This window comes from Paenibacillus gansuensis (assembly GCF_042684925.1).
Lineage (GTDB): Bacteria > Bacillota > Bacilli > Paenibacillales > DY6 > Paenibacillus_N > Paenibacillus_N gansuensis.
In genome coordinates this window covers 668,099-681,106 of record NZ_JBHUME010000002.1, presented here as the reverse complement: position 1 = coordinate 681,106, position 13,008 = coordinate 668,099, and the positions used below count along the sequence as shown (strand labels likewise).

At 39.6% G+C, this 13,008-nt stretch carries 8 protein-coding genes; 6 read left to right on the top strand and 2 right to left on the bottom strand.

Annotated elements, in window-relative coordinates; all coding sequences use genetic code 11:
• Nucleotides 1-98 precede the first annotated feature (98 nt).
• Together ACFSUF_RS03110 and ACFSUF_RS03105 are read right to left on the bottom strand one after the other, a co-directional pair.
• Nucleotides 99-869 (bottom strand): hypothetical protein, encoded by a 771-nt coding sequence (locus tag ACFSUF_RS03110; protein ID WP_377599992.1) that lies wholly within the window; start codon nucleotides 867-869, stop codon nucleotides 99-101.
• A gap of 11 nt (nucleotides 870-880) precedes the next feature.
• Nucleotides 881-1,744, bottom strand: coding sequence for a CBASS oligonucleotide cyclase (locus tag ACFSUF_RS03105; protein ID WP_377599990.1), 864 nt, complete (start codon nucleotides 1,742-1,744; stop codon nucleotides 881-883).
• 1,122 nt (nucleotides 1,745-2,866) lie between these two features.
• Between ACFSUF_RS03105 and ACFSUF_RS03100 the strand changes: the two genes are divergently transcribed.
• The 6 genes from ACFSUF_RS03100 (at nucleotide 2,867) to ACFSUF_RS03075 (ending at nucleotide 12,730) form a co-directional block, all read left to right on the top strand.
• Nucleotides 2,867-3,010, top strand: coding sequence for a DUF4368 domain-containing protein (locus ACFSUF_RS03100; protein WP_377600240.1), 144 nt, complete (start codon nucleotides 2,867-2,869; stop codon nucleotides 3,008-3,010).
• Nucleotides 3,011-3,500: 490 nt separating this feature from the next.
• Entirely contained in the window at nucleotides 3,501-5,147 is a 1,647-nt protein-coding gene (locus ACFSUF_RS03095) for a hypothetical protein (RefSeq protein WP_377599988.1), read from the top strand.
• Between the two features lie 46 nt (nucleotides 5,148-5,193).
• Nucleotides 5,194-6,435 carry a hypothetical protein gene (locus tag ACFSUF_RS03090; protein ID WP_377599987.1) on the top strand — a complete coding sequence of 414 codons (1,242 nt, stop codon included), beginning with the start codon at nucleotides 5,194-5,196 and terminating at the stop codon, nucleotides 6,433-6,435.
• 265 nt (nucleotides 6,436-6,700) lie between these two features.
• Complete coding sequence (locus ACFSUF_RS03085) at nucleotides 6,701-8,170, top strand: type I restriction-modification system subunit M (RefSeq protein WP_377599985.1); 1,470 nt, start codon at nucleotides 6,701-6,703, stop codon at nucleotides 8,168-8,170.
• Complete coding sequence (locus tag ACFSUF_RS03080; RefSeq protein WP_377599984.1) at nucleotides 8,163-9,350, top strand: restriction endonuclease subunit S; 1,188 nt, start codon at nucleotides 8,163-8,165, stop codon at nucleotides 9,348-9,350. The genes ACFSUF_RS03085 and ACFSUF_RS03080 overlap by 8 nt, the downstream gene beginning before the upstream one ends.
• Before the next feature lie 32 nt (nucleotides 9,351-9,382).
• The gene (locus ACFSUF_RS03075; RefSeq protein WP_377599982.1) at nucleotides 9,383-12,730 is read left to right on the top strand and encodes a DEAD/DEAH box helicase family protein; all 3,348 of its coding nucleotides are present in this window, start codon (nucleotides 9,383-9,385) and stop codon (nucleotides 12,728-12,730) included.
• Nucleotides 12,731-13,008 lie beyond the last annotated feature (278 nt).

Sequence of the window (13,008 nt, the reverse complement as noted above, 5' to 3'; positions counted from 1 at the left end):
ATTACTAAAAAGGACCATCGCTTGATGATGCTTGCCGCGGGGATCATACGTTAATCCCAAATAAGGTGCTGCTTCAACTGCAAAATATTAGAGCATACCTATTCGATGTTTAGTCTTGCTTTTATTTGTTCCCACTTTTGTGTTGCGGAAGGGTTGATCTCTTTGAAAATATCGGTATCCAAACTTACAGTCATTGAGGACTTTATCGCTTCGTATCTTGTTGCTAAATTTAAGATAACGCCTGTGATGGATTGGTCAATAGAAGGAATCCCATTAAGGAATACGTTCCAACTCTCATTAAAAACTCTTTGGAACTGGAATCGGGAAATTTCTAATCGCAAATAATCACTTAATAACGACGTTGTAAATACTGTTTGTGCCACTACTGAGATTAGGTCTGATGAAGTCTTCCTCGATAGGATGACTATAAACATTACCACAATCCAAATACAAATTTTCACTCGCTCAGAAACAAGCATTCTTGAAGATATTTTTAACGAGAACAGTGAGTTCTCAAATATGTTTAGACCTAATCTAATAAGTGAGGGCTGCTGTTTGTTATTATAATATTTATTGGTTGTCTCATTATCTAATGCTACTCCAAGGGAATCAGCAATCAAATTGGTTGATCGATGGCCTTGTGCAGCTGGAAGGATCCATAATCCTAAAGAAAGCGATACAACGCTGTACGCTATTGTGACAACGATAAATACATAGTTCACCCACTCTTTAACTATAGGGAAGTCCTCTAAAAACAGTAAGCTAAATGATAAAGTTACGAAAACCCAAAAAAGTATTTCACTGACTTTTTCAAGTCTCTTTACTGGGACAAAGTGCCGATCAATAGTGTCTATCCTCTGATTACTCATTAGTTTTCCTTTCAGCCGTATGATGGGAAACGACTACCGAATATTTTACGCCATTCATTTACCGCGTCTTCGATCCTTCCCTCCGCGGCATTAGTTTCCGCTTTAACTGCTCGATTGTATGCTGTTGTCAAATTACTTACAGCCTTGAGAATTTTAGCTTCTGAATTTAAATATGCACCTACATCGGCTGAAAATCCTGATGGGTCAGGATTTTGTTTTCTTACCTCACTTCGTGCTTTATCAAAAAAGTATCGGACACCTGAAGAATAATCATCGATACGAACGTTGTTGAAGATGTGGTAAGCCAAGACTTCAATATGGAAATTGCTAAACTCGAAGCTTATATTTTTATTCCAACATTTCAACATTTTGATAACCGGCTTTAACATAGAGTTGTGTGATTGATTAGCTTGTGAAAAAAGAGTGACGTGTTTTTTAGGGTCAGTTTCTACCCATTGTTTGGTAATCGTGTTTGGGATTAAATAACCTCCCCCTTGTCTATAGAAACTTGGTACTACATCGACCATAAAATCGCTAAACCAAATAGTTACTGCTTGGCCGTTTCGGCTTATATCAGGTGTTTTATATTCCTGCCGAAGAACACCTTTGACTTTGTCTAAGAGGTAAGCAGGACCATCCTTTTTATAGTAGCTGGGATCCAATACAACAAAGATATCAACGTCTGCCTCCTTTAGAGGAGCAATCATTGTGCTTCGTGAATATGACCCTGTTAGAAATGAATCGAGGACAGTCAAACCATTATCAAGGACTCCGCGAACATTCTTCTGTCGGGTGGAGACAGTACCTCCTTGCAAGTCAGTAATCTCCAAATTTTGCTTAAAAGACGAAAATGATTGAGTTATCGATTTTGGCACGATTTTTACCACCTAAATAATATTTATTGACATTATAAACGATTGGAAAAAATAAGAAAATGGATGTTCATAAGTTTCTGTTTGTTTGTATTTACCCCAGTATTTCGTTTGCACCAGTTATTTGATAAAACTATGATTCCATCAAAAAGAAGCACTAACCAACACAGCGGCGGTGGTAAAGTTACACGATGGTCCTGGAGTGGAAGTGCAATTGAGCTTTTCTGAGAATCACCGCAAGATAATACTGTAAACCAAACCCCCAAGCTTATAACATCAGCAGATAGCTGTGATTCGATACCGGCCCGCTTCAACTCTCGATATGATTACATTTAAATGAAAATAACCGCCATTTTGGCGGTTATTTCTCAGCTATTGTTCTACTTTAGCTTTAAGACGCTGAAGAGCATGTATTACAGCGTCCAAGTCTTCCGGCGAAATGTGGGCATTAAATTTCCAGCCCTCCTGGTTGTTATTTCTACGTGGAACGATGTAGTAACATTTACTGTAATCGCCGGTGTCATCCCAATCCACTTCTCCAAAGCAAATATAATAAAGTCTGTCTGTCTCTCCGTTTGCTTTTGACCGTACAACTTCATGAGGTACATGCAATGGTTTGTTTAATCTATACAGTGGATATTTTCTTTTACTTGACGCCACAATTACCACCTCATTCTCATTCGATGAATCAATTATAAAATGGAATGGTATTTGACGCGATACGCAAGTGATACTGAATTTCGAAGAAAAAGCTATGGTCACATATATAACGATATAGCAATAAAAGACGACAATGACTAATTATGAGCTTTTTTCATCAAACGCAATTCCATTTATTAGTTCATGGATGGCTTGGTTTTTGCTTTTCAGTCGCATTACAAACCATAGTCAAAAATTATACAAAACCAAAGCGCAAAAAAAGCCGTCAAAACCATCGTGTCAAAACGTATAATTTATATATTAAAACATGTCAAAACTAATAATATACTTATTGGCATATATAGCACGGAGGAATTGACAAATATGAACGTAGCAACAGAAACGGATTATAGGGAAGTAAGTGAGAGTAGGGATCTTTCAAACATGCAGGAAAAGCTACAAAGCTTGACTGCTTAAAAAAAAGAAATTGAGCAGTTCATGGAACTTAACGAACTAACGACTGATATGCTACACCGGCTAGTGAATAAGATTGTGGTTCAAACGGATGGTAAGGTAAACATTCACTACAAGTTTACCGCCACCGCTCATATTTCAGCTTATTTCCAGTGACCGATACTCAATACATGTGGAGTGTGTGGCGTTCGTGGTAAAGGGTAATACAAATAACTGAGATGCGTTGTTAGACTTAATCTTTTTGATTAGGACAGGGGGATTATTTATTATAGTACAGCACCTCCAAAATGCTGTTGATATAAAAACTGATGTATAAATGCAGGCTGGCATTTCTTTAGAATATGAGGGGTGCAGTGCAGATCACGTTATCATAACTTGAATAAACAACTAGATCTCTACCCTATTTAAGGTTTGTTAAAACAATTAGTTTATTCCTTCCCTTTAAGTACAGTTTGGTTGGTCCTTGATATGGAAGGAAATGGACAGAATTAGTCGAACCATTAAAGTAATCGGTATTGTTTCTAAGACTTTAGTCGGTAAACTAATAAAGTATAAGAATACAAAGAGTTGGAGATTCACATTAACTTTTTCATGTAGTGTAATCTAAATTGCAAAAGCATATCATAGTTAAGAAAGGTCGTATTAAATGTCGATATCAAATCCTCGTCAAGAAGAATATGAATTTCGCCAAAAACTAATAGGGGAGCTTAACGAACGAATTAATTCGTTCGTTAGTTCCTATTTCCAGAAATACAATAATAATCTTGGATACATACTTGTTTATCCTCTACTTAGGCTAGAGGAACGTTGCATTGAGCTTCAAAATGAGGGTAACATCAGCTGGATAGAAGAAGAAAGATATGCGATGAGCTGGTTTGTAAGAGAGATGAATAAGCAGGGAAGTTGCAACGCAACATATATATTTGATAAGGACGAGTATACTAATTTTAAGAATTTGTATCCCCAAATTAAAGCAGTTTGGGACGATTATGAGTATAAATTAAAACTTAATGATATGAATTCTTACGGCCAATACAAGGTTGAAATAATTGATAGCAAAGTAAGAGTAATAAAACCATCAATTATGAATTCGATGCTCGAAGCTTCCATTTACTATAGAGGGATATATGACGAAGAGAGGATGAGAAGAGAGTATGAGGCATCTCAACGTGTTATCAAATATTTAGCTACACGGAACCACAAGCAGTTGCAGAGAATAGAAAGATGTGGAGATAGGGATTATCTTGAGCTATGCATCTCAAGAGTAGATAGAGACTTCGAAAAATTAGGTGGGAACATAATTAGTGAGTCAATAGAACAAATGACTAATTTACGTAAATTTGTAGGGTTCTTTTATGGATTAAGTCAATACAAAATCTTTTGCAAATTAGCAGGCATACCGGGATATACAAATATACAAGATTCACTAGTCTTTTCATATAACAAAGACCTACTATTTGAAATGGTGTATAGAGCATTAAGGATTCCGAGAGAGCAGCTAAGAAATTACTTTCAGTATTTTTCTTTTCCTACCGAGGGTGAGGGTACATTTCAAGAATTCCCTTTAATTTTCCATAGAGAAGAGATATATTTCGTCCCTAGTTCTTTTATACTAAATGATTGGCATTTTAATATCCCAAATGGACATTATTACAAAGACATTGAAATAAAGAATAGGACAAATACAATTGCACATTCAATCGTTAGTTGGGTAGCAGATAAAGCAAGAAAACATTCTAATATTGTAGTTGAAATGGAAAAAGATTATCAAAAACTAGCACATCAGCAAGGAATTAAAGGTAGCGAGATTGATTTGGCGCTTTATGATATAGATAAAAATATACTTTTGATAATAGAGTGTAAATGGCAAGAAAATGTATATAATCCTACGGAAGACCATCTGAATACACAACGTATTTTCAATAAAGTGTACAGAAATCAACTGCCAGTGCATGAACAGTTTTTATCAAATAAAAACAATATCGAATACATTTTTGATAATGATGAACGGATAAAGGAATTGTCCGATAGTGTAAGTATTTATTATCTGATGATGGATAAAAGAGTTCAATTACATTTAGGGGATAAGCACTTAGTAACAGTGTATATGATGCTTCAATTAATTAATTTATTTTCCCACGGCGGAAAGTTACATCTGGACGAACTAATAAGCAAGATTCAATCTTTTAAGACTGAAATAGATTACGAGTTAATGGGTACATGTGCTGAATTTGAATTGGAAGGATATAAAGTACAGGCCGAGTATTTAAATTATTTATACTTAGAACCATAATTGATTTAGGTCGGTTTTAGATTTCTATATTTTTTGGAGGTTATTTATGTTGTGCCAAAAATGCGAAGAGTATGGGTTTTTCTTAGACATTGAAAAAAACATTGTTAATTCAAAGCTTATTGTGCCACTAGACCTTTTTGAAAATTACGCCATAGTAAATAGAAAAGAAGATATGACTTGTGACTCATGTACTTCTTATATTTATAGGGATGATTTATATCTGGAGGATGTAGATACCTTAGAGGAAGTTAAGGACGAGATATATTCAAAAATATCGGAAATCGTGATGGGAAATATTCAGTCATGCCAAGAATGCGGGCACGGCAGTTTTATGCAAGGTTTAAAGTATAGTATTGACTCAATATTTGATGATGATGATGACGACCCTGATGCAATTTTTTCAGAATACAACTCTTCAACTGAATTAAAAGACCTGATTTATGAAGTTTCTAACTTCGATGAGAAGCACTACGAAGATATAGTTGAGCATATTGAGTGTCCAAATTGTGATAACGGCAGTGGGATAGATTATCATGAAAAAGTTGACCATGGAGATTTTGACTTAAATACCGAAGTGTACACAAAATCAGATATTATGTATTTTGAAAATTATTTTTATGGAGACCCGTACGGAGAAATTAAACAAGACATTGAGGAACTGGCAAATATTTGCACATTCGAAGAACTTGAAGCACTTAGAAATGATTATATTAAAAATCAATTTTTTGTTACAAAAAATGAAGTTTTCAATAAGATACTTACTCTAATTAATGGACTTTATAACAAGGGGTTTTATTATACGCCACATAGATCTAAGAGAATTTACAGAGCAAGGGTAAATGAGTCTGAACAACTTTACCCAGTAACGAGAATGTGGGAACCTCCCCTAGAAGATACTCGTCAAAATAGATACAACGTAAGTGGAATGCCAGTGCTATACTGCGCAAATTCCAAGGAGGTACTTCATAAAGAAGTTCAAAATAGTGGGCAATACGGGTACACTTTCGCTACAATGAGAATTTTAAAGCCTTTAAAATTTTTTAAAATTAATCCCATCTTCGGATTCTCATATCAAGGGTTCATAGATGAACCCGTCCCCTCTGATATTGAAAAAAAGGATTTTAAAATGCAATACATAATAACCAATATTATTGCTTTAATTGCAAAAGATGTTGGGTACAATGGTATAGTTTATTATTCTGTAAAAGATAGTGATTATGTAAATTACGCTATATTTTCATACGAGAAAAATATCGACATTGATATTGTTGAGTTGTCCTCAGATTAATTACAAAAAAGTTAATGTGCAATATTTTTATAAACTGCGGTACAGTACGTTATGAAAATGCAATAACTCATTCGCCTCTCAAGCGGGAGGTGATTTTCATGCTAACATATATTTGCTGACATATTGTTGTCGTTAATATTATGTATTCTTATGGAATAAAATCTGATGGATAAAGGAACTACCAGTTTGATTGTTGAATAAGTCTAATGGACTATTAAATACGATGTTAAGATCGAATTATAAGATTTAGATAGGAGCAAGACAGATGCTAACTGGAGAAATTCGCAACAAGGTTGATAAAATATGGTCAGATATATGGGCAGGCGGGATCACCAACCCATTAACCGTTATAGAACAGCTTACATACTTGATGTTTATCCGATCCCTCGATGAAAAGGAACTGGAAAACGAGAGCTTTGAGGCATTAAGCGGGGAAGTGACGACGAAGATTTTTCCGCAGGATGAAGATGGACAGGCCATGCGCTGGAGTAAATTTAAAACAAAAGATTCCCGAATTATCTATGATATTGTCGGTACGAAGGTATTTCCTTTTATAAAAGCCTTGAATGGAGCCAATACGACTGCCTTTTCGCGTTATATGCAGGATGCCATGTTCTTGGTCCCAACACCGCAAGTTTTGCAGAAAATGATTACAGGCCTGGATGAACTGTATGAACACGATATTAAAGACTTGGACATGCAGGGCGACCTGTACGAGTATATGTTGGGTAAGCTGGCTTCCGCCGGTCAAAACGGCCAGTTTAGAACGCCTAAGCATATTCGCGATATGATGGTTCGTCTGCTTGCCCCAACACCAAATGATAAGATTTGTGACCCGGCTTGCGGTACAGCGGGTTTCCTCGTATCTTCTGCTGAATACATCAGAGAAAACTATGAGTCTGAGATGACGAGCGAGCAGTGGGAGCATTTTGCAGGCGATATGTTCTCGGGGTTCGATACGGATCGCACGATGCTGCGCCTTTCCGCCATGAACCTGATGCTTCATTCGATCAACCAGCCTCATATCGACTACGTGGACAGTGTATCAAAGCAGAACAATACTTCTTCGGCATATGATATCGTCCTTGCCAATCCTCCATTTACAGGTACAGTTGATTCCGAGAGTATTCACGATAACCTCAAGACAGTTTGCGATACCAAAAAGACTGAGCTTTTGTTTGTGGCTCTTTTCTTGCGGATTCTCCGTAAGGGTGGACGCTGCGCTTGTATAGTGCCGGACGGTGTCTTGTTTGGCTCAACCAAAGCACATAAATCATTGCGTAAGGAGCTGGTAGAGAATCATCAGCTTCAGGCGGTTATCTCCATGCCAAGCGGGGTTTTTAAGCCGTATGCAGGTGTTAGCACGGCTATACTTTTGTTTACTAAAACGGGTGCAGGTAGTACGGATAAGGTTTGGTTTTACGATATGAAGGCCGATGGGTATTCTTTGGACGATAAACGTTCTGCTGTTGCGGCGAATGACATTCCCGACATCCTTGCTCGGTTCCATAACCTTGAGGGTGAACGGGATCGCAACCCAACTGAGGCTAGCTTCTTTGTGGAGAAGTCTGCGATTGAGGCTAATGAGTATGATTTGTCGATTAACAAGTATAAGGAAGTTGTTTATGAAAAAGTGGAGTATGATAAACATGAAGTGATCATGGCTCGGCTTGATGATTTGAACCTTAATATTGCTGCCAAGATGGAGGAATTGAGGGGGCTTTTGGGTGAGTAAGTGGGAGAAGGTTAAGTTGGGTGAAATATGTGACTTAGACAACGGATATGCGTTTAAATCTTCTGACTATATCAGTAATTCAAATACAATAAATTGTAGAATGAGTAATATCAGACCAAATGCTACCTTTGATGCTTTATACAATGCAAAATATCTTCCTGATAATTATAGCGTGAAATATTCCAACTATCTGCTCCGTGATGGGGATGTAATAATTGCTATGACAGATATGGCAAACGATCCAAAAATATTAGGTGTACCTACTGTTGTCGAAACTCAAGGGTACAATATGCTTTTGAATCAACGAGTCGGCAGATTACGGTTTTTAAAAGAGGTAGACGGAGCATATTTAAAATATGCACTTTGTCAACCACAAGCAAGAAGTCACTTTAAAAGGTTTGCTGGTGGCGGTTTACAAATTAATGTTGGAAAAAAAGAGATTTTGAGTGTAGAAATCCCACTCCCACCTGTCGAAACACAAAAGCAAATCGCCAAAACATTAGACACCGCCGCAGAACTGCTTGCCTTGCGCAAACAGCAGCTTGCGGAGCTGGACAACCTTATTAAGTCGCAGTTTATCGAGATGTTTGGAGATCCAGTGACTAATTCATTAGGTTGGGATACTGATCTATTGGAAAAATACGCAAATGTATTAACGGGCCATCCTTTCGATAGTAGTAAGTATTCTGAAAATGGCATTAAGATTTGTGGGGGCTTAATAATTATGCCGGACAGGATAGCCTGGGAAGATGCAAAATATTGGAGCAGCTCACTGGGGCTTGAAAAATATTTACTTGAGGAAAATGATATTGTTCTTGCAATGGACCGACCGTGGATTTCAAGCGGATTTAAGATAGGTCAAATCTCGCGATATGACTTACCTACATTACTCATCCAGCGAACTGCGAGAATTAGAGCGAAAAATATGAACCAGTCTTTTATGAATTGGATGATTAGCAGCCAAAGATTTCTGATGCATTGTAATATTACTGAAACGACGGTTCCGCATATATCAATTAAAGATATAAAAAGTTTTGAGATATTAGTTCCCCCGCTCGAACTTCAAAACCAATTCGCCGAGATCGTCACCAAGATCAATGAGCAAAAGGCTCTGGTGAAGAAGGCGATTTACGAAACGCAATATTTGTTTGACAGCTTGATGAGCGAGTATTGTGAATAACGAACTATCTTCTAAACTGAGAGGTGAGCCCAATGTCTGCAAACTTTGAATTCTTACAGGGGCAAACTGAATATGCGTTATTTGCTACCGCCAGCATCGAAGCGGAGCGGGTGCTTGCTACCTCTCCTGCCATGGCGGCGGTTGGAAGCCGGAAGGCTTTTGAGCTTGCCGTGAAATGGGTGTACGCTGCGGATAACACCATCACCATGCCCTATAAGGACAATTTGCAGGCGCTAATTCATGAGCCCTCTTTCAAATTCGCCATGGAGAACCAGACATGGGGCAAGCTGCCCTATATCATTAAGCTGGGAAACCTGGCGGTACATACCGATAAAGCCATCAGCCGGAGTGACGCTGTTCTTTCTCTTTCCGCTCTGTTTGAATTTATACAGTGGTTGGATTATTGCTACGGAGTAAACTATGAAGAACGCCATTTCTCAGAAGAACATATCCCTGCTGAAAAGGTAGTCCTTGACGAAGCGAAAATCAAAGAGAAAGACAGCTTAATCGAACAAAAGGACTCCGAAATCGAAGCGCTCCGTGCCAAAATCGCAGCTATGAGTGACCGGCTTACGGCTGATAAAGATCATCATAAGGAAGAGCGTCATTTTAAACCTGAAGATATCTCCGAGTTTCGTACCCGCAAAAAATATATCGATGTGGACTTGAAGCTGCTTGGCTGGGCTTTCGGGGATGATGTACGGGAAGAAGTGGAGCTTTACGGTATGCCTAATCATGAGGAGAAGGGCTATGCCGACTACGTGATGTACGGCAAGGACGGACTGCCTCTTGCCATCATAGAAGCGAAGCGCACCTCCAAAGATGCGAAGATCGGAACCCATCAGGCCAAGCTGTATGCAGATTGTTTAGAGAAAATGACGGGCAGACGTCCCATGATGTTTACTACCAACGGATTTGAAACCTATCTATGGGATGACACAACTTCTCCCCAGCGTAAGGTAAGCGGCATATTTTCCAAGGCCGATCTGGAAAAACTGATGAACCGCCGCAGCGAACGTAAAGTGTTGGACGAAGTGCTCATTGACGATAAAATCACAGACCGTTATTACCAGAAGGAAGCCATCCGTGCGGTTTGCGAAAATATTACGACTGGTCATAGACGGTCATTGCTCGTCATGGCGACAGGTACAGGGAAGACGAGAACAGCATCTAGTTTGACGGATGTCTTATCGCGGGGCGGATATGTAACGAACATTTTATTTTTGGCGGACAGAACGGCATTGGTTAAACAGGCAAAGGATGATTTCAAGAATTACCTGCCGGATATGTCCCTCTGTAATCTGCTGAGCAACAAGGATGATAAGACGGCTCGTATTGTATTTTCCACTTATCCGACTATGCTTAACGCGATTGACAATGCCAAGGGAGATGACGGCAAACGTCTGTTTACTCCCGCCCATTTCGATCTGATTGTGGTGGATGAAGCGCACAGAAGTATTTTCAAAAAGTATCGTGCGATATTTGAATACTTTGACGGTATTATTGTTGGTTTGACAGCAACTCCGAAGACGGAAGTGGACCGCAATACGTACGATTTTTTCGAGATGGAGAGCGGTGTGCCCACCTACGCTTATGCCTATGAGACCGCAGTTGAGGTTGACCACGTGCTGGTGCCTTACCATAACATAGAAACTACGACGAGGTTTCTGGAGCAGGGGATTGCCTATGATAATCTATCTGCGGAAGATAAGGCGCGGTATGAAGAAGATTTTACGGACGAGGATGGCGAAATGCCTGATTTTATCCCCTCGCCTGCGGTGAATGAATTTATTTTTAACCAATCTACCGTGGATCGAGTGCTGGAAGATTTAATGACCAAGGGCATTAAGGTGGCCGGCGGTGACAGGCTGGGGAAGACGATCATCTTCGCGCAAAATAAAAAACACGCCCAATATATTATCGAGCGTTTTAATAAGCTGTATCCGCAGTATCATGGTTCTTTTGCCAAGCGGATTGTCTCGGACGACAGTTATGCCCAGAGCCTTATCGATGATTTTAAGGTTGCGAATAAAGAGCCTCATATCGCCGTCTCCGTGGATATGCTGGATACGGGTATTGATGTGCCGGAGATTGTAAATTTGGTGTTTTTCAAGCGGATTCGCTCTAAAACGAAGTTCTGGCAAATGATCGGGCGCGGGACAAGGCTGGGCAAGAATTTGTTCGGCGAAGGAGAAGACAAGATCCGCTTTGTTATCTTCGATTATCTCGGGAATTTTGAGTTCTTCCGCCAACACAAAGAGGGCCTGCAGGGCAATGAAACCCAGAGCCTGTCCGAAGCCATATTCGCAAAACGGATTCGTTTGATCCACCACATGCAGCAGGCCGCCTTCATCGATGAGTCTTACCAAACGATTCGTACAGACCTGATTGAAACGGTCACCAAGCAAATAAAAGCGCTGAACACGGAACTGGTATCGGTGAAGCTGCAGCTGCAGTATGTTGAGAAGTATAAGGCTGCGGATGCTTTTGTTTGTCTGACGGATTTGGATAAACACGACCTGATTACGTATCTTGCCCCTATTGTTTATATGGAGGATACGGACGAGCACGCCAAGCGCTTTGACAATTTCATGTATGGGTTAATGATCGCCCAAATTGAAAGATTGCCCCAATTCAAAAAGGGCAGGAAGCAATTGATCGATGTATCAGCAAGCCTATTGAAGCGTGCTACCATTCCGCAAGTCAAAGAAAAGCTAGCACTTATCCAAACGATCGGAACAGACGAGTTCTGGGAAAGCTCGGATTTATTGAATTTTGAGAAGGTGCGTGTGGAGCTGCGCAGCTTGGTCAAGTTTATAGTAGACGGGGTGGAAAGGCCCCCCATTTACACGAACCTCGCCGATGAAGTACTCACGGTCAGTGAAGGGAAAGCCATGTACCAGGCCTATGATTTTGAGGATTATAAGCGGAAGGTGAACCGTTATATTGAGCAGAACCGTGACACTCTGGCGATATATAAGCTTCGGAATAACATTCCTCTTACTGCGCTCGATTATGAGAGCCTGGAGAAGATCTTTACCGGAGAGCTTGGCACTGCAGAGGATTATCAACGCGAATTTCAGGATACTCCGTTCGGCTTGCTGGTGCGCAAAATTGCCAAGCTTGAATATGAAGCCGCGATTGTCGCGTTCTCTGAATTTATTAACGATGAGTCGCTCAGCCAGGCACAAATTGTTTTTGTGAAAAAGGTAGTCGATTATATTGTGCAGAACGGCTACATCGACAGTGTGGCTGAACTCATAAAGCCGCCTTTTGATAAACCCCAAAGTTTTATTAAGCTGTTTGATGGCACGAAGCAAAAAAGGCTTGTCGAGATGGTTACGAAGATAAAAGAGAATGCGGTCAAGATCATGGGATGAGGTAACCAATTCAGCTCAAAAAAGAGCCAAACTGGTGTAAAAGTTTGGCGGTTTGCTCTTATTATTAGGGGCACATCGTATTAGGGTTTGTACATACTGAACACTCAACACAAGTAGAATCGGTAGCTTTGCTAGTGAAGAATGGTACAGAGGGCTGAGATTATAGTGGTGGAGCGGGTTTGGGGAGCAATACAGATGAGATGGAAGTGTGAAACAGAGGTTAGAAAATAGTAGGGTTGACTGATTGTTGACGAAAAATAGATTCGATAGACAAGGAC

Coding starts and splice junctions, on each gene's coding strand:
- ACFSUF_RS03110 (WP_377599992.1), bottom strand. CDS start 869: ATGAGTAATCAGAGGATAGACACTATTGATCGGCACTTTGTCCCAGTA.
- ACFSUF_RS03095 (WP_377599988.1), top strand. CDS start 3,501: ATGTCGATATCAAATCCTCGTCAAGAAGAATATGAATTTCGCCAAAAA.
- ACFSUF_RS03090 (WP_377599987.1), top strand. CDS start 5,194: ATGTTGTGCCAAAAATGCGAAGAGTATGGGTTTTTCTTAGACATTGAA.
- ACFSUF_RS03085 (WP_377599985.1), top strand. CDS start 6,701: ATGCTAACTGGAGAAATTCGCAACAAGGTTGATAAAATATGGTCAGAT.
- ACFSUF_RS03075 (WP_377599982.1), top strand. CDS start 9,383: ATGTCTGCAAACTTTGAATTCTTACAGGGGCAAACTGAATATGCGTTA.